Source organism: Pseudomonas sp. IAC-BECa141, from assembly GCF_020544405.1.
GTDB lineage: Bacteria > Pseudomonadota > Gammaproteobacteria > Pseudomonadales > Pseudomonadaceae > Aquipseudomonas.
Genome location: NZ_CP065410.1, coordinates 3,305,749 through 3,325,724, shown reverse-complemented (window position 1 = coordinate 3,325,724; position 19,976 = coordinate 3,305,749). Strand labels below are relative to the sequence as shown.

Below are 19,976 nucleotides of genomic sequence, written 5' to 3'. Positions count from 1 at the left end.
ACGGGTGTGGGAAGGGCTATAGCGAGATCTGTGCCAGATGGTTAAGTTGTTGAAATAAAAGGAATTAAGTTGATGTTTGGTGGTGGTTTTCGAGGTTTTGTCTCTGTTTTGAGACTTCTATGGCTGTGAGGACGCTTTCGCGGGCAAGCCCGCTCCCACATGGATACCCATATCTCCTGTGGGAGCGAGCTTGCTCGCGAAGCTTTTGATCTTGTCCCGTTACGGAGATTTATGTCTCTCTATTGAGACTCTGCAATGCCCAGCGCAATCATCTTCTTGTAAAGCGTCGAGCGTCCAAGCCCGAGCCTCTCAGCCGCCTCGATCACCTTGCCCCCGCATTGCGCGAGGGTGGACTGAATCAACTGCCGGTCAAACCGCTCACGGGCCTGACTGAAGGTCTCGCTGGTTAGCGGCTCTGACAGAGGCGCCAGCGTCCGTTCAACCGGTGTAAACGTGCCAATCGCCGCACGAATGTCATCCGCCGTCAGCATCAAGTCATCACTGAGCAACGCCGCTCGTTCCAGCACATTGCGCAGCTCGCGGATATTCCCCGGCCAGGCATGCTGACCCAGCAGCTCCAGCGCTTCGCGATTCAGCTCGTGTTGACTGCGCAGCTCTTCAAGAATCGCTTCACTGAGCGCCGGCAGATCGTCCAGCCGTTCGCGCAGTGGGGGCACCTGAATCGGCAGCACGTTGAGCCGGTAGTACAAGTCCGCTCGGAACTCGCCGCGCTTGATCGCCGCTTCCAGGTCTGTCGACGTTGCCGCAATCACTCGCACATCGCTTTGGATCACGTCGTTGGAGCCGACAGGTTCGAACTCCTTTTCCTGCAGCACCCGCAGCAATTTGCTTTGCAGCGGCAGAGGCATGTCGCCGATCTCGTCGAGAAACAGCGTCCCGCCCTGAGCAATCTGCAACTTGCCGGTGCGGCCCTTGCGGTCGGCACCGGTGAAGGCGCCGGGAGCCGTTCCGAAGAACTCGGCCTCGAGCAGCGCCTCGGGAATCGCTGCGCTGTTGATGCTGACGAAGGCTTTGTGCGCACGAGGCGAGGCGCCGTGGATCGCTTGAGCCAGCAACTCCTTGCCGCTGCCGGTCTCGCCCAGCAACAGAACCGGCGACTCGGCACTGGCGCTGCGACGGGCACGGCGCTTGACCTCGAGGCTGGCAGCGCTGGTGCCGATGAAATGGGCAAAGTTGTATTTGGTCTGCCGGGCACGCAGCAGCGAGCGGGTCGAGGCCAGTTCTTCCTGCATGCTCAGGTAGCGCTTGAGCATCGGCGAGAGGGTGCGCAATTCGTCAAACAGGGCAAAACCGATGGCGCCGATCACCGCGCCGGCGTCGTCGTGGATCGGCAGGCGCATCACCACCAGCGGTTCTTTCGGGGTGTCCTGCATGTCCAGCAGGATTGGCCGCCCGGTGCGCACCACTTCGCGCAGCAGGCTGCCGGGGATTACGCTTTCGCAGGGTTTGCCGATGGCGCCGGCCGCAGAGTCGAGACCAAAACGTCGGGCGTAGCGCTCGTTCATCCAGACGATGTTCGCGTCGCGGTCGACAATCACCGTGCCTTCACTGGACTGCTCGATGATCTCGAACAACGAACGGATGGCCAGCGTGCGAACCCGTTGGTAATCCTTGAGGCTTTCGGTGGTGTTCATGGCGGCGTCCATTGGCGGAAGTCAGGTGGCGCGATTATGCCTATCCCGGATGCGCTGCGGCCAACAGCTCTTTGGTGTACGGGTGCTGCGGTGAGTCGAATACGTCATGGCTGGCGCCACTTTCGACTACCTTGCCGTCCTTGATCACGATCATGTCGTGGGCGAGGGCGCGTACCACTGCAAGATCGTGGCTGATGAACAGGTACGTCAGGCCGTGTTTTTCCTGAAGCTGGCGGAGCAGGGCGACCACCTGTTTCTGCACGGTGCGATCCAGCGCCGAAGTCGGCTCGTCGAGCAGGATCAATGCAGGCTTCAATACCAGCGCCCGGGCAATGGCAATGCGCTGACGCTGGCCGCCGGAAAACTCATGGGGGTAGCGATGACGGCTTTCGGGATCGAGCCCGACCTCCTTGAGCACGCGGATCACCTGGTCGTCGCACTCGTCGGCGGTGGACTGGCAATGCACTTCCAGCCCTTCGCTGATGATCTGCGCTACCGACATGCGCGGGCTGAGGCTGCCGAACGGATCCTGAAACACCACCTGCATCTGCCGGCGCCATGGCCGCATCTGCTTCTGGTCGAGACCGTCAAGTGCCGTGCCCTGGAAGCGAATACTGCCCTTGGAGTCGAGCAGGCGCAGGATCGCCTGGCCGAGAGTCGATTTGCCCGAGCCGGATTCGCCGACGATGCCCAAAGTCTTGCCGCGCTGGATGTTCAGGCTGATGCCGTCCACCGCGCGCAGGTATTGCTTGCGCCGGAACAGTCCGCCGCCCACCGTAAAGTCGACTCGCAGATCATCGACTTCCAGCACGTTTTCACGTTCGTCCCGGGGCAGCGCCTCGCCCTCCGGTTCGGCGTTGAGCAACACGCAGCTGTAAGGGTGTTGCGGTTCGGTGAACAGGGTTTCGCACGGCGCCTGCTCGACGATTTCGCCGGCCTTCATCACGCATACCCGCTGGGCAATGCTGCGCACCAGATTGAGGTCATGGCTGATCAGCAGCAGCGACATCCCCAGGCGCCGTTGCAGGGATTTGAGCAGCAACAGGATCTTGCGCTGTACGGTCACATCGAGGGCGGTGGTCGGCTCGTCGGCGATCAGCAATTCGGGTTCGCAGGCCAGGGCCATCGCAATCATGACTCGCTGGCGCTGGCCGCCGGACAACTGATGCGGATAAGCCTTCAGTCGCTCTTTCGGCTTCTGGATGCCCACCAGTTCGAGCAGTTCGAGGATCCGCGCCTGAGCTTCCTTGCCGCCGAGGCCACGGTGCAGCAACAGGGTTTCGCCGATCTGTTTTTCAATCGTGTGCAACGGATTGAGCGAGGTCATCGGCTCCTGGAAAATCATGGCGATGCGGTTGCCGCGCAGATCGCGCAGGGTCTTGGGGTCGGCGCCGACCAGTTCCTGGCCACGATAGCGAATGCTGCCGGTAGTCCGGGCATCGCATTCCGGGAGCAGTTGCAGAATCGAATGGGCGGTCACCGACTTGCCCGAGCCCGACTCGCCGACCAGTGCCAGGCACTCGCCGGGGCGAATGTCCAGGCACAGGTTGCGCACCACGGTCTGGCCATGGAAGGCGACGCTGAGGTCACGGATTTCGATCAGGTTGTCAGTCATATCAAAGGTCCGTTCATGAGCGCGGGTCAAAGGCATCGCGCAGCGCTTCGCCGATGAATACCAACAGAGAAAGAATCAGCGCCAGGGTGAAAAACGCGGTCAATCCGAGCCACGGCGCTTGCAGGTTCTGCTTGCCCTGACCGATCAACTCGCCCAGTGACGCGCTGCCGGCGGGCATGCCGAAGCCGAGGAAATCCAGCGCGGTCAGGGTGGAAATCGCCCCGGTCAGAATGAAAGGCAGGTAGCTCAGGGTCGCGTTCATCGCGTTGGGCAGGATGTGCCGGACAATCACTTTGCGATCACTCAAACCCAGAGCCCGCGCAGCCTTGACGTACTCGAGGTTGCGCCCGCGCAGAAACTCGGCGCGTACCACGTCCACCAGCGCCAGCCAGGAAAACAGCGCCATGATCCCCAGCAGCCACCAGAAGTTGGGCTCGACGAATCCCGAGAGAATGATCAGCAGGTAAAGCACCGGCAATCCCGACCAGACTTCCAGCAAACGCTGGCCAAGCAGATCGACCCAGCCCCCGTAATAACCCTGCAGGGCACCGGCCGCGATGCCGATCAGGGCGCTGACGAAAGTCAGCATCAGGGCGAACAGGATCGACACCCGCGCGCCGAAGATCACCCGAGCCAGTACGTCGCGCGCCTGATCGTCGGTGCCCAGCCAGTTGACCGAAGTCGGCGGGCTCGGTGCCGGTTTGTTGAGGTCGTAGTTCGGGGTGTCGTCACTGAACGGAATCGGCGGAAACAGCAGCCAGCCACCGTCCTTGCGGATCAGCTTCTGCACGTAATCGCTGCGGTAGTCGGCCTGGAACGGCAGTTGTCCGCCGAACTCCTGTTCGGTATGGCGCTTGAACACCGGGAAGTACCATTGGCCCTGATAACTGACGATCAGCGGCTTGTCGTTGGCGATCAATTCACCACCGAGGCTGATCACGAACAGACCAATGAACAACCACAGCGACCACCAGCCCCGGCGGTTTTTCTTGAAGCGTTCGAAGCGGCGACGGCCCAGAGGCGAGAGCTTGAACATCAGGCATTCCTCGCGGCGAAGTCGATGCGCGGGTCGACCAGCGTGTAGCACAGGTCGCCGATCAGTTTTATCAGGAGGCCGAACAGGGTGAAGATGAACAGCGAACCGAACACCACCGGGTAGTCACGGGACACGGCGGCTTCGTAACTCATGCGCCCGAGGCCGTCGAGGGAGAAGATCACTTCGATCAGCAACGAACCGGCAAAGAACACGCTGATGAACGCCTGGGGAATGCCCGACACCACCAGCAGCATCGCGTTGCGGAACACGTGTCCATAGAGCACCCGGTTTTCGCTCAGGCCTTTGGCGCGCGCGGTGACCACGTATTGGCGGGTGATCTCATTGAGGAACGAGTTCTTGGTGAGGATGGTCAGGGTGGCAAAGCCGCCGATCACCAGCGCCGTGACTGGCAACACAAGGTGCCAGAAGTAGTCGGCGATCTTGCCCAGCGTCGACAGTGATTCGAAGTTGTCGGACACCAGACCGCGCACCGGGAACCAGTTCAGCGAAGTGCCGCCGGCAAACACCACGATCAGGAACATCGCGAACAGGAATGCCGGCATGGCGTAGCCGATGATGATCGCCGTGCTGCTCCAGATATCGAAATGACTGCCGTGGTGCACGGCTTTGCGGATGCCCAACGGGATCGACACCAGATAGGTGATCAGGGTGGCCCATAGTCCGAGGGAGATGGTCACCGGCATTTTCTGCAGGATCAGGTCGGTGACCGTTGCGCCACGGAAGAAACTCTTGCCGAAATCCAGCTGCGCATAGTTCTTGAGCATCAGCCACAGGCGTTCGTGGGCCGGTTTGTCGAAGCCGTACTGCTTTTCGATGTCCTTGATCAGTTGCGGATCAAGCCCGCGACTGGCGCGAGACGTGCCGCTCATGGTTTCGCTCGCACCGCCGCCGACGCTGGCGCCGCCGATGCCTTGCAAGTGGGCGATGGCCTGTTCCACCGGGCCACCCGGCGCAGCCTGGATGATTACGAAGTTGACCAGCAGAATGATCACCAGCGTCGGAATGATCAGCAGCAGGCGCCGCAGTATGTAAGCCCACATCAGTGCGGCCCTCCGGGTCTGCCACGGCTGATTTTCTCGGCCGTCATCTGCTGGTTGGTCAGCGGTGTACTGCTGATTTCCCACCAGCTCTCGATCGCTTCGTCATTGCTCGCCTGCACGGTGGGAATGCCGAAACGGTTCCACCACACGGTCGACGTGCCCGGCGGGTAATAGTTGGGAATCCAGTAGTAGTTCCATTGCAGCACCCGGTCCAGCGCATGGGCATAACGCAACATGTCGGCCTGGGTCGAGGCGCGAATCAGGCCGTTGATCAAGGTGTCGACCGCCGGGTTCTTCAGCACCATGTAATTGTTGGCGCCCGGGTCGTTGGCCGACGCCGAACCGAAGTAGTTCAACAGTTCGCCGCCGGGGGAGGTGGTGACCGGGTAACCGGTGACGATCATGTCGTAGTCGCGGCTCATCAGGCGGTTGACGTATTGCGAGGAATCGATGCGACGGATGTCGAGGTTGATGCCGATCTGCTTCAGCGTGCGCTTGTATGGCAGCAGCAGGCGATCCATGCCGTTCTGGCTGACCAGGAAGGTGAAGCTCAAGGGTTCGCCACGGTCGTTGACCAACTGGTCGCCATCAGGTTTCCAGCCGGCCTGCTCCAGCAGCTCCAGCGCTTGCAGCTGTTTGTCGCGGATAAGGCCGCTGCCATCGGTCTTCGGTGCTTCGAAGACCTGGGTGAATACTTCGTCGGGAATCTGTCCGCGCAAGGGTTCGAGAATCTTCAGCTCGGCAGCATCCGGCAGCTTGCGGGCGGCCAGTTCGGTGTTGGAGAAGTAACTCTGCTGGCGGATGTACATGTTGCGCATCATCTGCCGGTTGCTCCACTCGAAATCCCAGAGCATGGCCAGTGCCTGGCGAACGCGGCGATCCTGAAACATCGGCTTTTGCAGATTGAACACGAATCCCTGGGCCGACTGCGGCGCCTCGGTGGCCAGATGCGCCTTTTGCAGGCGACCGTCGCTCAGGGCCGGGCTGTCATAGCCGATGGAATAGCCAGTGGCGGAGAACTCACGGTTGTAGTCGTAGGCGCCACCACGCAAGACCTGGCGGGCGACGTCGGTGTCGCCGAAGTACTCGATGCTGAAGTGATCGAAGTTGTAGAGGCCACGGCTGACCGGCAGGTCCTTGCCCCACCAGTCGGGATTGCGTTCAAAGGTGATGCTGCGCCCGGAGTCGACCTTGCCGACTCGATACGGGCCGCTGCCCAGCGGCGGTTCATAGCCGCCACCGCCGGCAAAATCACGGGTTTTCCACCAATGTTCGGGAAATACCGGCAGGGTCGCGATGTCCAGCGGCAGGGTGCGGTTCTCGTTGCTCCTGAAATCGAAGCGCACGGTGAGTGGCGCTTCGACTTCGACGCCTTTGACGTCGGCGAACTGGGTGCGATAACGCAGGCTGCCCTGGGTCATCAGCAAGTCATAGGTGTAGCGAACGTCTTCGGCGGTGATCGGCTTGCCATCTGCGAAGCGGGCCTTGGGATTGATGAAGAAGCGCAGGGACAGGCCGTCATCCGAGCGTTCCATTTTCTGCGCCACCAGACCGTATACGGTGTAAGGCTCGTCGAGCGAGCGCTGGGCCAACGGGGAGTACAGCAGGCCGTCGATCTGGCTGACGCCGATGCCTTTGTCGATATACGGCAGGACATGGTCGAAGTGGCCGATCTCGATGGCCGAGCGGCGCATCGTTCCGCCCTTGGGTGCCCGGGCGTTGGTGTAATCGAAGTGACTGAAGCCGGGCGGGTACTTTGCCGGTTCGCCATAAACGGTCATCGCATGCTGCGGTGCGGCGTCCACACCGGTGATCCCCAGCAGCAGGGTCACGGCAGTGAACATCAATGTCGGGAAAGCCAGTCGCATTGTCAGCCTTAAAGCCGGGTAATCGATAAGCGCAATTTGTACGCGAGCGGCGCGTCGTTCGCCAGCGGTGTGGTGTAATCGAAACAAAACGGCCCGCCATCAGGCGGGCCGTTGCGCAGCAGGTCGGGCTGAAATCAGTCCTGACGGCTGGTCACTTCCAGCAGGTGGTAGCCGAACTGGGTCTTCACCGGGCCTTGCACGACGTTGATCGGCGCGCTGAATACCACGGTGTCGAATTCCTTGACCATCTGGCCAGGACCGAACGAACCCAGGTCGCCGCCCTGACGGCTGGATGGGCAGGTGGAGTTGGCCTTGGCCACTTCGGCGAAGTCGGCGCCACCTTCGATCTGGGCCTTGAGTTCGTTGCACTTGGCTTCGCTGGAAACCAGGATGTGGCGGGCAGTGGCTTTAGCCATGGGGAAACACTCCAATCAAATCAGTAAAGGGGGGAGCCTACCGGATTCAGTGGCCGATTTCTCGGCAAAGTTCCATTCGCTCGTCTGATACCGGCCGCTATAGATTAGCCGCTTGCAGGCGCAAGGCGTGTTCGACATAGAGTTGGATCGGGTCACTCTCCGTGTTGCCCTGGCCGATGCCCCGACGCAGGCTGCGCAGATGGTCGAGCGGATAATCGGAACCGATCACGGTGCCGAGGTGGGAGCTGAAACGCCCGACGAATCCGTCGTTCTGCGCGGGCTCTGTAATGAAATATTCCGACAGGGCCAGGCAGATGCCCTGCACCGGGTCGAGGGTCTGCAAGGTCAGCTTCGGCACAACGCCACTCCACGAATAATAGTGAACGCCATCGACTCGCTCGGCGCCCTGGCCACCCCAGGTTTCGGGAAGGCCCTGCGGGTATTTGTCATTGAATTGGCCGACTCCTTCTGTCGTCAGTGCATTGAGTGCTGCCAGTGCATGGTGAGGCAGTTTTTTGTGTCCGCTGAGCAAAGAAAGAAAGTCGGAAAACAACGTCGCAACATTCTGCGCCACGGTCTCCGGCAGACGTCCGGGGATCAGTGCCTGGCGCAGCAAGTCGGCCAGCTCCGAACCGTGGTTGGGCCCGCTGACCGAGGTCACGGAAGCGACCTTGTGTGGCGCAAGCGCTGCAGCGTATCGAGCAGACAACGCGCCCTGGCTGTGACCGATCAGGTTGACTTTTGTCGCGCCAGTACCTCGGAGCACAGCGTCGATCTGCGAGAGCAATTGCTCGCCTCGCACTTCGTTGTCATGAACGGCCGATAAGTGCGGCACAAATACCTGAACGCCAGCGGCCTTGAGTGCCTGTTTGACGTCATGGAACAGTTCGAAAGAGCCAATGCGCTCGAATCCGAACAGACCATGCACCAACAGTACGGGATAGAGAGTTGTGGCGTTTCGTTGCATTTTTCGTCCTTGATCGCAGAGATTCATCGATGTTGTCTGCGTGTCACTCTAAAACAGTCGTTGCGCAGGCGATGCCTGAATACTCTTTCTAGTGCGGTGGAAACTGGATCAGAGTTCGTATGAATTTTCACTTTTGAATGAGATCCGGTTCTGAATATTTGGAGGGTTCCCGGCTTGTCGAGCGCGCTTTTCCAATTTTTGCCTACTTGCTTCAGTGCAGTTCACCCTGTCTCGCCGGGTGTCGGGCTGACATCGGGTGATCAATCAAGCGCGTTAAATGCAGGCTCTCGCGAGCAGGTCTTGATTTCCAGAGAAGGGCGCAGCGAAAGAACAGGACGAATCCCGCGCATCCAGGGAGGACACGTCGATGTTGAACATGGGCTCGCCCTCCGGGGGAATCACACACCGGAGGGCGGCTTGATTGTCAGGCTTGTTGTCGAATGCGTTGTGCGGCCCCGAGCAACAGACGTTCTGTTGCATCGAATCCAAGACAGCCGTCGGTCACCGAAACGCCATAGCGAAGCGATTCACTGAGTGCCTGACATCCCTCGAACAGATGCGACTCGAGCATCATGCCGATCAATGAGCGGTTACCTTGCAGCCGCTGTTCCAGCACATCGTTGAACACGCCCGGCTGGCGGAGCGGGTCCTTGCCGCTGTTGGCATGGCTGCAATCGACCATGATCCGGCTCGGAATTTTCAGGCGGTTCAACTCGGTGTTGATGATGGCAACGCTTTTGCGGTCGTAATTCGGCCCTTTGTGACCACCACGCAGCACCAGGTGGGTGTCCGGATTGCCCGAGGTCTGGATGATCGCCGGGTGACCCTGGCTGTCTACACCAAAATGGCGATGGGCGTGGGCTGCCGAACGCATCGCGTCAACGGCGACGGCCACGCCACCGTCAGTCCCGTTTTTGAAACCGACAGGCATGCTCAGCCCGCTGGCCATTTCCCGGTGGATCTGCGATTCAGTCGTGCGAGCGCCAATGGCAACCCAGCTCAGCAGGTCATCGAAGTACCCGGCCGCCATGGGCTGCAGCAACTCGGTGGCAATCGGCAGTCCCAGGCGGATCATTTCCAGCATCAGTTCGCGCGACAGCGTGAGGCCTGTAGCCATGTCGTCGCTGCCATTGAGATGAGGGTCGTAGGCCAGGCCTTTCCAGCCAACGGTGGTGCGAGGTTTTTCGACGTAGGCACGCATCACGAGCAGCATGTCATCACGGACTTCTTCGGCCAGGCGCGAAAGTTTGCTGGCGTACTCAAGCGCGGACTCGGGGTCGTGGATCGAGCAGGGGCCGACGATTACCAGCAGGCGTGGATCATGGCCATCGAGAATCGCGCGGACCGCCTGGCGGTGGGCGACGACTTGCTGGTTCAGCGCATTGCTCAGGGGCAATTGCTGTTTGAGTTGCAGCGAACTCGGCAGACGCAGGGTCAGTGCTTCGTTGGCAGGGTTCAGGGTGGACAGTGGCAGAGCAGAAACGGACGAGTTCATATTCAGTCTTCCTGGGCGGACGGCGGGTATTTCCCGCTCACTCGGCCCTACTGGGGTGTTCGACAATTGGCCGGATTGGCTACGTGTGTTGGCTTGCCACCTGTGGGTGACCGATCGGAGGCGGCAGGCTGTCCCGAGCGGAGGCTGGTAAATCGCCAGGCGGTAAAACTGTCGTAACGGTAATAAGTGGCGTAGTTCATTGGTTGAATCCTCAAAGTGTCTGATGTGTTGCTGAGAAAGTTCGGGCCTGAAAAAACAAAACCCCCGGTCGGGAGGCCGACCGGGGGTTGAGAAATCTCTGGTAGGCGACCCGTTCAAATGGGCGCCGTGTGGGTATCAGGCGCGCCAGTGGCTAAACCAATACCCAAAATAAAAGCTTGCAGGAGCGCAGGCGCCGTTCACCCGGGCAGCCGCAACCGAGCGCGAGGCGCTGGCGGTACGAAGCTGTGAGAGGGTGTTGAGCATGAACTGTCTCCAAAGAATGCGCCGAGCTTACTAGAGGCTGCTGCGCGTCAGCAATCAGAAATTGCTATCGCAGGCACCCGAGAGACTCTATGGGTTGAGCGCCCGCCAGGGTGTGACACACTCTGCTTCTGAACGTGTGCTTAAGAAAGGGTCATGAACTTGAAGAAGATCGAGGTCGGAATGAGTGTCGAGTTACGCCAGGCTACACCCGCCGACCTGTCGTTTGCGCGAAAACTGACTTGCCGAAACATGCTCCGCTACTACATTCACTATGACTTGCTGTGGCAGGACGAGGCGTTCGATGTCGCCTGGGCCGGGCGCGATAACTGGTTGATCCTGCGTGACGGTGAACGGGTGGGATATTTCAGCCTGAGTCGTGATGCTCGGGCTATGTATATCCGCGAATTGCAGATCGTCGAAAGCGCTCAAGGCCAGGGCGCGGGTTCCTGGGCGATCGATCAGGTTGTTGCGATGGCTCGACTGGAGCGGCGCCCGGCGTTGCGCCTGACGGTGTTCAAAAACAACCCGGCGCAAAATCTGTATCTAAGAAAAGGAATGTTTGTGCAGGGCGAGGACGAGTGTTTCCTGCGGATGCAGCTCGATTTCAGTACACCTGTGCTCTGAAACCCACGGCTGGCAAGCCCTCGATGAAGACTTGAAACTTTTTATATGTCGCTTGCCGCTAGGTCTGCCCGGCACTTTTTGCTAAGGTGTCCGGCATCCCAATAAGACCATATCGCGAGGTGTCTGCTTGATTAGGGTGCTAGTGGTCGACGACCATGATCTCGTTCGTACAGGCATTACACGAATGCTGGCCGATATCGATGGCTTGCAGGTGGTAGGCCAGGCCGAGTCCGGGGAAGAATCCCTCATCAAGGCCCGTGAGTTGAAGCCTGACGTGGTGCTGATGGACGTCAAGATGCCGGGCATCGGCGGTCTCGAAGCCACACGCAAACTGTTGCGAAGTCATCCCGACATCAAAGTGGTCGCGGTCACCGTTTGTGAGGAAGATCCGTTTCCTACGCGGTTGTTGCAGGCCGGTGCGGCGGGGTATCTGACCAAGGGCGCCGGATTGCCGGAAATGGTTCAGGCCATTCGCCTGGTGTTTGCCGGGCAGCGCTATATCAGCCCTCAGATTGCCCAGCAATTGGCGATCAAATCCTTTCAGCCGACCAATGATTCACCGTTCGACGCGTTGTCGGAACGGGAAATCCAGATTGCGCTGATGATTGTCGGTTGTCAGAAGGTTCAGATCATTTCCGACAAATTGTGTTTGTCGCCGAAAACCGTGAACACTTACCGCTACCGCATTTTCGAGAAGCTCTCGATCAGCAGCGATGTCGAACTGACGCTGTTGGCGGTTCGACACGGCATGAGCATTCATCGCGGGGCCAAGAAGGCCAAGGGCAAATATTTCGGCCCTTATCCGAGCGCCGGGGCGATTCGCGAGAGCCTCAGCCTGTTGCAGAAGACGTTCTTCGTGCGTCAGTGCGAGGACAGTTATTACAAGAACCGGACCCGGCCATGCCTGCAATACCAGATCAAGCGTTGCAAGGCGCCCTGTGTCGGCTTGGTCGAGCCTGAGGTTTACGCCGAGGATGTGCGTCACTCGGTGATGTTTCTCGAAGGACGCAGCCATGCGTTGACCAATGAGCTGTCGACGGCGATGGAAGAGGCTGCAATCAACCTCGAGTTCGAACGCGCCGCCGAACTGCGCGACCAGATCGCCTTGCTGCGTCGGGTGCAAGATCAGCAGAGCATGGAGGGCGGCACGGGCGATATCGATGTGATCGCCGCGTTCGTCAACCCGGGCGGTGCCTGCGTCCACCTGATCAGCGTGCGGGGAGGGCGGGTACTTGGCAGCAAGAATTTCTTCCCCCAGGTCGGGATCGAAGAGGATGTGGCAGAGGTCATGGCCGCGTTCCTCGGGCAATACTTCATCAGCAGCCCGGAACGCGACTTGCCGAGCGAGTTGATCGTCAACGTCGTGCACGAAGATTTTCCTGCGCTGATCGAGGCCATTCAGGCGTTGCGCGGGCGTGAGTTGAGCATCAGTCATCGGGTTCGCGGCACGCGGGCGCGCTGGCAGCAACTGGCCGTGACCAATGCCGAACAGGCACTCGGCGCCAGGCTGGCAAACCGTCAACACGTTGCCGCACGTTTCGAAGCGCTGGCAGAAGTGTTGAATCTCGATGAGCCGCCGCAACGGCTTGAGTGCTACGACATCAGCCACTCCAGCGGTGAAGCGACGGTGGCCTCCTGCGTGGTATTTGGCCCGGAAGGGGCGATCAAGTCCGATTACCGCCGCTACAACATCGAAGGCGTGACCGCAGGCGACGATTACGCCGCCATGCATCAGGCTCTGACCCGACGCTTCAGCAAGCTGAAGGAAGGCGAGGGCAAGTTGCCGGACATCCTGCTGGTGGACGGCGGCAAGGGACAGCTGTCGATGGCGCGTGATGTGCTCAACGAACTGGCTGTTCCGGATTTGATCTTGCTGGGGGTCGCAAAGGGTGCAACACGCAAGGCGGGATTCGAGACTTTGTATCTGAATGATGCTGCAAACGAGTTCACCTTGCGGGGTGATTCGCCGGCACTGCATCTGATTCAGCAGATCCGTGACGAAGCCCACCGCTTTGCAATCACTGGCCACCGTGCACGGCGCGGCAAGACCCGCCGCACCTCCACGCTGGAAGGCGTTGCGGGCGTCGGGCCGACCCGGCGTCGGGACTTGTTGAAACATTTTGGTGGATTGCAGGAGCTGTCTCGTGCAAGCATCGAAGAGATCGCCAAAGCACCGGGGATCAGCAAAAAGCTAGCAGAGTCGATTTATGCAAACCTGCATAGTGAGTAGAATGCCCATTCACCTCGTAGCCAGTTGTGCCGATGAATATCCCTAATCTGATTACCGTTCTCCGCGTCCTGCTCATCCCGATCTTCATTCTGTTGTTCTACCTGCCTTACCAATGGAGCTATCTGGCCTCAAGTTCGGTATTCGCTTTCGCGGCGGCAACGGATTGGCTCGACGGCTATCTCGCGCGACGCCTGGAGCAAAGCACGCCGTTTGGTGCGTTTCTGGATCCTGTCGCTGACAAACTGATGGTTGCTGTTGCCTTGGTGTTGCTGGTGCAAGAACATGGCAACCTATGGCTCACTTTACCGGCCGCTGTCATCATCGGTCGCGAGATCGTTGTCTCGGCGCTGCGTGAGTGGATGGCCGAACTCGGTGCCCGGGCCCATGTAGCCGTATCGAATCTGGGCAAGTGGAAAACTGCTGCGCAGATGCTCGCACTGGTGATCCTCCTGGCAAACCCCAAGGATTTCAGTTTCTGGGTTTTCATCGGTTATGCGTTGCTGATGGTCTCGGCAGGTCTGACCTTGTGGTCGATGGTTCAATACCTTCGAGCTGCCTGGCCACATCTGAAGACCGATGTTGAAAAGAAATAAAACTTTTTTGAATCAAAGGGTTGACGGGGCATCTGGAATCTATAGAATGCGCCACACCAAGCGGGAATAGCTCAGTTGGTAGAGCACGACCTTGCCAAGGTCGGGGTCGCGAGTTCGAGTCTCGTTTCCCGCTCCAAGTTTATACAGCGTTTGTTGTTGCGCTACTGACAGCAAATGTTTTGAGGCCGAGTAGCAAAATGGTTATGCAGCGGATTGCAAATCCGCCTACGCCGGTTCGATTCCGACCTCGGCCTCCACTATAAACAAGCTCCGTAGATCCATGATTTACGGAGCTTTTTTATTTGCGTTGCACTGAAAGATTTAGTCTTTGAAACGACAACTGCAAACTTGCTTCACCGGGAAGTGATGTATATATTTCCCCCTCTGTCACCGATGCACAGTTCCTGTCAGGACTGTGAATCGTCATCAGAATAAAGCAACACCGCGCTACCGCCCGAATGGCGAAACTGGTAGACGCATGGGACTTAAAATCCCCCGCTCGTAAGGGCGTGCCGGTTCGATTCCGGCTTCGGGCACCACGAATATCAAGGGCTTGCATGACATACCTCATGCAAGCCCTTAATTCTTTTTTCCGCAATCAAAAAATCTTTTCCGCAATTCGTGACCGTCAGTCACTTCGTAGGGGTAACCTTCATCCCCTTGCGCATTCGGATGTACTGTTCTGTCATCCCAACGGTTGTATGTCCTAGCTGGTCCCTAGCTTCTCGGATGCTCCCTGTTGACTCCTCCTTATCCGTCGCCGCTTTTGCTCTTAGGTCGCGCATCTGGAATTCTGCTTTTGGAATTCCGGCTGCTTCCCTGGCGTCATCAAACCGCTTTCTGAGCATGCTGGTCGTCATTGGCTGCCCAGAGTCGATTACTACCAGACGTGTTGATCTGATTTTGTGTCCAGCCTTTCGTGTCATGATTCGATCGATTACGACTTTGAGCTCACCAATGATCTCGATCCTTCGTTTAGCCCCGGTCTTGCCTTGCTGAACGGAGAGCTTTCCGTCTTTTATGTCTCGCTCATCCATCTTCAATGTGTCTGCGATCCTCTGGCCCGTTAGGTAGAACAGGTCCAAAGCGTCCCTCAATGGCTGATCGGCATGCCGGTAGGCTCGGGCAAGTATGTCGTCTTCAACATATATGTCGCGACCGGTTTCTTTATTGCCTTTCACGCCTGAGCAAGGATTTGCCAAGGATGTATAGCCATTCTCGCGAGCAAAGTTCCAGATGGAGCTGAGTAGTGCCTTCTCCCGATTCGCGCGAATAGGTGCTGTCTTGCCACGATGACGAAGGTACTGGCTGACATGTTTTGGTTCGATAGCTTCTAGAGGAGCGGGCGGGTCGTTGAAGAACAGAAGAAGGTTTTTCAGTTCGCGCGCGTTGTCCTTTTGGGTGGCGTGGGCTTTTGTGGGAACCACCTCATTCATATAAAGCTCGGCTACGTAAGCAAAGGTAAGTACGGTTTGTGTCAGAGCTTGAGAGACGCGGCTTTTTTCGAGTTTTGCGTACTCTAGTATGGCTAGGCCGTAATCTGTACCTAGCGGGATTTCCTTGCGTGGTTTCCCGCCAGTGTCATAGAGGTAATAGGTGGTGTTGCCGCGTTTTCTCTCGCGCAGCCGAGGAATGCTCCCCGGCTTTGTTGGTCTTCGTCCCATTTATCCCACCAGGCGCGGCTGCCACGTTGGAGTTTCTGTCGCGTTGGTAGTTGCTCCTGTCAGCGCGGACGCAATCACGCAAGGCCAGCCATTGCGCTTGATGGTATGACGAATGCCATTGCGCTTCAGTACCGTTATCTGACCGGCTTTAGTTTTAGCTCCGGTTAGCTCGCAAACCTGCTCATGGCTAAGAAATTGAATGTTCATGCTGCCTCCTTGCTAGGAAATACAGAGCGCTTCGAATGCGCTTGCTGCCACGACTGGAACCTGTCCGTTGCCAATGGCCTTAAGTCGGTCCACCCGATGGGCCACCCCATCAGCCACTCGGCCCATTCCGGGCTCAGATGACCACCATCCAGTGCCATCACGGCGTGATCCAGGCGATCGTTCGAGCGGTCGGCCCCGGAACGGCGAGTCAATGCGGCCGGGGAGGATCCCTTTGCCATGCTCGCCACGGGTGTTGGCCACCGTCTGACGCGTGTCTTCTGCGATGAGCCAGATCCGGTCACGCTGATGAGGGGCGCCGAGGTCAGCCGCTCCGATAACACCCCATCGCGCGTCATACCCCATTTCGGCAAGGTCACCGAGCACCAAGGCAAGTCCTCTTCCCACAAGCAATGGTGAGTTCTCCAGTTCGACGTAGCGCGGTCGTACCTCATCGGTAATTCGTGCCATCTGCCGCCACAGTCCGGAGCGGGCGCCGGCGATACCCAGGCCGGCGCCTGCAACCGAGATGTCCTGACAAGGAAATCCTCCCGAAACCACGTCAACAAGGCCTCGCCATGGGCGTCCGTCAAAACTGCACACGTCAGACCAAATCGGGAAAGGCGGGAGCAGTCCATCGGTTTGTCGTTGCGCCAGAATCTGTGCGGCGAAGGCATCACGCTCAACGGCGCAGACGGTTCGCCAGCCGAGGAGGTGGCCGCCGAGTATTCCGCCACCAGCGCCTGCGAAAAGAGCCAACTCATTCACGCAGCCTCCACAGTGACTTGCGCAGTGCTGGAGAGTGGTTGTCCGACCTTGCTGCCATCAACTCTTGGTTGCAGCTGCGCAGCCATCGCAAGCACCTGTTCGCGCTGGGACCGGGCATCACGCTCAAGCTTCTTGCCCGTACGAAAGGCGCTGAAGGTCTCGGCGGCGACCCGCAGCAGCTCTCCGATATCGATCAGCGTCTGGTGCTCGGCCGGGCCGAAGAGTAGACCTGCTTCAATTCGTTTGCAGGTGTGTGCCAGGCGCGCGTGATCGGCCCGGATGAACTGCAGGGAGGCCTGAAGCTCGCGGATGGTTTTGGCGCTTGCGGCGCGCTGGATGTCTTCACCCTCGCGCAGGCCTGTTTCCAGGCCATCGCTGCGGCCCATGATGTAACCGCCCCAGAGCAGCAGGGCGGCCAGAACTATCAGGGTGACGAGTGCACCGATTTGTATTGGGGTCATCATGTGGTGTGCTCCTGGGATTGTCGCTGGCCGGTGGTGACAGCCGTCAGTGGTGTGGGGGCAACAGGGCGTTGGCCGTCGTGCTGTCGCTGCATGTCCTCATCGGCTTTGTAGGCGCAGATGTCGATCAATGAGGCCATGTGTCGTATGTGCACGTATTTGAGTGCCTTGCGGCTGGCGTCGATCGTGGTGATCGGAAGCTGAATCCGGCCGTTGTAGATCTCAGTCACGAACAACTGTGAATTCAGGTTGCGAAAATAGGCCTCCCGAATTTTTTCCAGCGGGATCAGCACATTTCCGAAAGTGCGATAGAGCATTTCAACAGTGGTCGATTCAGGCGCCGGATGAAGGCGAAGCGGATTCTGCGTAGCGTTACTCATGGTCTTGTCGAGCCTCCTTACGTTGTTGTCGTGCCGGGTGGTTCCAAGCGTTCAGGCAGTGGCGTCTGGTCAGCCCGCGCAGATGTTCGGGCACTTCGAGGAGCGCGGCGTTGCGCTCCTCGCGTGTGCGCATGGCAACGATCTGGCGGGCGTACTCCCTAGGCCACGTCACGGCGGTCTGCCGGGATGGCGGGAAGATGAATGTTCAACTGCTCGGCCAGCCAGCGGATGCCGTCCTGCTTGACCCGCGTCGACTGGCTGTACTGCATGCCGTATTTCTCGTCGTACCAGGGGCTGTCCTTGATCCGTAGATAATCGTTGTCGCGCTCAAGGTCCGCCGGCAGGTTTCCCTTGAGTAGGCCCTTTTCGCGCATGCGGGCGATGAGCTTAGGACGGGTCAGGCCGAGATGAGCGGCCGCTTGGGCGAGGGTGCGTTCCATGGCGCCCTCCTTAAACCGCGTGTGCGGCAGGAGTGGCCGCTGCAGCAATTTGGCTGATGGATTCGCTGACCTTGCCGTAGATTTCGACATCGGTACCACACGCGGTAAAACACCGGGTGCGCGGACTCTTCTTGCCGATGCTGAGGATGGCGGTGATGCAGGAGAGAGTGTGCGGGCGATGAACAACCACGTGCAGCGGCAGATCGAAGCCCATGTCGAGGCTCAGCACGCCGCCGGTACGAATCAGCTCGAATACCCGCTGCTTGTCCTGGACGTCGAAGCATCCGTACTGGCGATCGGCATGTGCGCGATGCACCAGGTCGCTGGTGCTGCTCGGATCAAGCGGGCCGTTGGCAATCTCCTCGATGAAGTCGGCCAGCTTGAGGTGCATCTTCTTGTCGTTCGGCAGGGTCAGCGTGTGGCGTTCACTGCCCAGCTCGATGACAAAAGTGCTTTCCACGGGGCCGCGTTCGGCCTTGAGACGGAATGCCAGGCACTCGCGCTTCGGCGCTGTGCGCAGGACGTGTTTGAAGGTCTCGGTCAGGTTGACCTGTGCATTGAGCAACTGCAGGGTGCGGTTGTCGATCTTGTACTTGATCATGCCGCGTGCCCTCCGCCGTTCGGATCGACAGGAGAGGGCTGACAGGGCTCAGCGACAAGCTTGGGTTTGCTGTTATGAATGACGACCAAGCAGCCCGTGGCGAGCTGCAGCTGTTCGATCAGTTTGCGATTGCTGACGCATGCAGGATGGATATGCAGGGATGCTGTGGTGCGCATAGGTATTGCCTCGCTCTGTGGTAATGAGTGAGGCAAATATCACGTATTGTGCTTGATCGTGTCAACACATTATGTGATTAATAGGTCGCGGCACTGTATAAAAAGCGGGAGGATTTGAGGATTCCACCTACTAGATGGATTTCTTCCACTTCATTTTCCGCAATGTGGAGAGTCTCGTGATCGGTATTGACGCTATCGAGTCGGTACATTCCGTCACGGAGATAGATGAATTCTTTAATCATAGCTTTGCCGGAGGAGGTTCGTACTATGACCTCGTCCCCACTGTAGAAACGCTTGTTCGGCTCTATAAGAACGAACTCACCGTTTTTGATTCGGGGCATCAAACTATCGCCAAGAACTCTTAAGCCGTAAGCATCCGGATCATCACTATGTATGTTAAGAAATCCTTCGCCTTGGCCAGGTGGAGGCTCAACTGCTTCGAAGAAACCTTCACTGCTCACTTGCGCATTTGATAGGACAGGTACCTTGCCATCCTTTGCCCAGCCGACGAGGCTGCTAACCGGCTGGTCTTTATCTCTGGATCTGCCGTATGCCGCAACAAGTCCGTCTTCGGATCGAATCCGGCCTTGTATTACATCTGGGTACGATTCAATGTCGGATCGATCTTTCCCAGCTACAAGGTCTGGAAAAGATACCCCCAGTGCCTCCGCGATTTTTTTTAGGTCGTGGAGATTTGGCTGTCGAGCCCCTTTCTCATAGTTACCTATTCGAGACTGTGATTCCCATCCGCAGGCGTAAGCAAGAGCCTGTTGGCTCATACCTTTGGCTTTTCGATACTGCTTGATACGTGAGCCTAGTGTGTTCATGTGCTTTTTTTACCACGCACTGAAATTATTTATAATCACTTTACGTGTTGAAATATCTGCAATTCGTGATTAAGATGGCCGCAGCCAATTGGAGGACAGCATGAATCTAATCGCCGAGCATCGAGAAAAGTCTGGCATTAAGCAAAAGGAGCTCGTTGTAGCTCTTGGATGGACCCAAGCACGTATTAGCAACTATGAGGCTGGGCGCCGAATTGCTGGACTGGCGGAGTGCAGAGCCATAGTCAGAGCGCTCAATAAGCTAGGCACGCCATGCAGTCTTGATGATGTGTTTCCTCCGGAAAAGGAAAGCTTCCAAGTTGCATAGAAAAAAGGCGACCCAAGGGTCGCCCAGTTTCTCCCGATAGCATCACCACAATGCGGTCGGGTCGCGATGTTGGAAGGCGAGCACACCACATGCTGCCAACCTTCA

The 19,976-nt window shown here is 58.3% G+C and carries 19 protein-coding genes, 3 tRNA genes and 2 pseudogenes; 8 read left to right on the top strand and 16 right to left on the bottom strand.

Annotated features, from left to right (window positions below; all coding sequences use genetic code 11):
• Window positions 1-239: 239 nt before the first annotated feature.
• From I5961_RS15165 to I5961_RS15130, 8 genes are all read right to left on the bottom strand, one after another.
• On the bottom strand, window positions 240-1,655 hold the full coding sequence (locus I5961_RS15165; RefSeq protein ID WP_085701919.1) for a sigma-54 interaction domain-containing protein: 1,416 nt from the start codon (window positions 1,653-1,655) through the stop codon (window positions 240-242).
• Between the two features lie 40 nt (window positions 1,656-1,695).
• A complete protein-coding gene (locus I5961_RS15160; RefSeq protein WP_227232722.1) occupies window positions 1,696-3,270 on the bottom strand; it encodes an ABC transporter ATP-binding protein in 1,575 nt (524 codons plus the stop codon).
• Between the two features lie 13 nt (window positions 3,271-3,283).
• On the bottom strand, window positions 3,284-4,306 hold the full coding sequence (locus I5961_RS15155; RefSeq protein WP_085683860.1) for an ABC transporter permease: 1,023 nt from the start codon (window positions 4,304-4,306) through the stop codon (window positions 3,284-3,286).
• Window positions 4,306-5,367 (bottom strand): microcin C ABC transporter permease YejB, encoded by a 1,062-nt coding sequence (locus I5961_RS15150; protein ID WP_085683859.1) that lies wholly within the window; start codon window positions 5,365-5,367, stop codon window positions 4,306-4,308. Before I5961_RS15150 ends, I5961_RS15155 begins: the two co-directional genes overlap by 1 nt.
• The gene (locus I5961_RS15145) at window positions 5,367-7,235 is read right to left on the bottom strand and encodes an extracellular solute-binding protein (RefSeq protein ID WP_227232721.1); all 1,869 of its coding nucleotides are present in this window, start codon (window positions 7,233-7,235) and stop codon (window positions 5,367-5,369) included. The genes I5961_RS15150 and I5961_RS15145 overlap by 1 nt, the downstream gene beginning before the upstream one ends.
• 134 nt (window positions 7,236-7,369) lie before the next feature.
• The gene (locus I5961_RS15140) at window positions 7,370-7,651 is read right to left on the bottom strand and encodes a peptidylprolyl isomerase (RefSeq protein ID WP_007952068.1); all 282 of its coding nucleotides are present in this window, start codon (window positions 7,649-7,651) and stop codon (window positions 7,370-7,372) included.
• Between the two features lie 97 nt (window positions 7,652-7,748).
• Window positions 7,749-8,618 carry an esterase/lipase family protein gene (locus I5961_RS15135; protein WP_227232720.1) on the bottom strand — a complete coding sequence of 290 codons (870 nt, stop codon included), beginning with the start codon at window positions 8,616-8,618 and terminating at the stop codon, window positions 7,749-7,751.
• A 424-nt stretch (window positions 8,619-9,042) separates the two neighbouring features.
• Window positions 9,043-10,113 (bottom strand): 3-deoxy-7-phosphoheptulonate synthase, encoded by a 1,071-nt coding sequence (locus I5961_RS15130; RefSeq protein ID WP_085695965.1) that lies wholly within the window; start codon window positions 10,111-10,113, stop codon window positions 9,043-9,045.
• A gap of 645 nt (window positions 10,114-10,758) precedes the next feature.
• On the opposite strand from I5961_RS15130, the gene I5961_RS15125 reads away from it, so the two are divergent.
• From I5961_RS15125 to I5961_RS15100, 7 genes and pseudogenes are all read left to right on the top strand, one after another.
• On the top strand, window positions 10,759-11,202 hold the full coding sequence (locus tag I5961_RS15125) for a GNAT family N-acetyltransferase (RefSeq protein WP_227235605.1): 444 nt from the start codon (window positions 10,759-10,761) through the stop codon (window positions 11,200-11,202).
• Between the two features lie 127 nt (window positions 11,203-11,329).
• Window positions 11,330-11,953 (top strand): annotated as a pseudogene (gene uvrY, locus I5961_RS28655) (UvrY/SirA/GacA family response regulator transcription factor); the annotation flags it as partial.
• A pseudogene (gene uvrC / locus I5961_RS15120) lies at window positions 11,951-13,432 on the top strand (excinuclease ABC subunit UvrC); the annotation flags it as partial. The pseudogenes uvrY and uvrC, both read left to right, overlap by 3 nt.
• A gap of 32 nt (window positions 13,433-13,464) precedes the next feature.
• Window positions 13,465-14,025 carry a CDP-diacylglycerol--glycerol-3-phosphate 3-phosphatidyltransferase gene (pgsA, locus tag I5961_RS15115; RefSeq protein WP_085695967.1) on the top strand — a complete coding sequence of 187 codons (561 nt, stop codon included), beginning with the start codon at window positions 13,465-13,467 and terminating at the stop codon, window positions 14,023-14,025.
• Window positions 14,026-14,085: 60 nt separating this feature from the next.
• Window positions 14,086-14,161 (top strand) — tRNA-Gly (locus tag I5961_RS15110).
• A gap of 47 nt (window positions 14,162-14,208) precedes the next feature.
• Window positions 14,209-14,282: transfer RNA gene (locus tag I5961_RS15105), tRNA-Cys, on the top strand.
• A gap of 195 nt (window positions 14,283-14,477) precedes the next feature.
• Window positions 14,478-14,564, top strand: a tRNA-Leu gene (locus tag I5961_RS15100).
• Between the two features lie 93 nt (window positions 14,565-14,657).
• On the opposite strand, the gene xerC is transcribed toward I5961_RS15100, so the two are convergent.
• The 8 genes from xerC to I5961_RS15060 all read right to left on the bottom strand — a co-directional run bounded on the left by xerC (window position 14,658) and on the right by I5961_RS15060 (window position 19,546).
• Window positions 14,658-15,689 (bottom strand): tyrosine recombinase XerC, encoded by a 1,032-nt coding sequence (xerC, locus tag I5961_RS15095; RefSeq protein WP_227232718.1) that lies wholly within the window; start codon window positions 15,687-15,689, stop codon window positions 14,658-14,660.
• The gene (locus tag I5961_RS15090; protein ID WP_025112499.1) at window positions 15,690-15,896 is read right to left on the bottom strand and encodes a DUF4224 domain-containing protein; all 207 of its coding nucleotides are present in this window, start codon (window positions 15,894-15,896) and stop codon (window positions 15,690-15,692) included.
• A gap of 12 nt (window positions 15,897-15,908) precedes the next feature.
• Window positions 15,909-16,661: a DNA cytosine methyltransferase gene (locus I5961_RS15085; RefSeq protein WP_227232717.1), complete on the bottom strand. Its 753-nt coding sequence runs from the start codon at window positions 16,659-16,661 to the stop codon at window positions 15,909-15,911.
• Window positions 16,658-17,125 carry a hypothetical protein gene (locus I5961_RS15080; protein ID WP_227232716.1) on the bottom strand — a complete coding sequence of 156 codons (468 nt, stop codon included), beginning with the start codon at window positions 17,123-17,125 and terminating at the stop codon, window positions 16,658-16,660. The genes I5961_RS15085 and I5961_RS15080 overlap by 4 nt, the downstream gene beginning before the upstream one ends.
• The gene (locus tag I5961_RS15075; RefSeq protein WP_227232715.1) at window positions 17,122-17,502 is read right to left on the bottom strand and encodes a pyocin activator PrtN family protein; all 381 of its coding nucleotides are present in this window, start codon (window positions 17,500-17,502) and stop codon (window positions 17,122-17,124) included. The genes I5961_RS15080 and I5961_RS15075 overlap by 4 nt, the downstream gene beginning before the upstream one ends.
• Window positions 17,503-17,660: 158 nt before the next feature.
• Window positions 17,661-17,942, bottom strand: a complete 282-nt coding sequence (locus I5961_RS15070; RefSeq protein ID WP_227232714.1) for a phage antirepressor KilAC domain-containing protein — start codon at window positions 17,940-17,942, stop codon at window positions 17,661-17,663.
• Between the two features lie 10 nt (window positions 17,943-17,952).
• Window positions 17,953-18,543 (bottom strand): hypothetical protein, encoded by a 591-nt coding sequence (locus tag I5961_RS15065; protein WP_227232713.1) that lies wholly within the window; start codon window positions 18,541-18,543, stop codon window positions 17,953-17,955.
• A 253-nt stretch (window positions 18,544-18,796) separates the two neighbouring features.
• The gene (locus I5961_RS15060) at window positions 18,797-19,546 is read right to left on the bottom strand and encodes an XRE family transcriptional regulator (protein WP_227232712.1); all 750 of its coding nucleotides are present in this window, start codon (window positions 19,544-19,546) and stop codon (window positions 18,797-18,799) included.
• A gap of 100 nt (window positions 19,547-19,646) precedes the next feature.
• On the opposite strand from I5961_RS15060, the gene I5961_RS15055 reads away from it, so the two are divergent.
• A complete protein-coding gene (locus tag I5961_RS15055) occupies window positions 19,647-19,871 on the top strand; it encodes a helix-turn-helix transcriptional regulator (protein WP_227232711.1) in 225 nt (74 codons plus the stop codon).
• The last annotated feature ends 105 nt before the right edge of the window (window positions 19,872-19,976 follow it).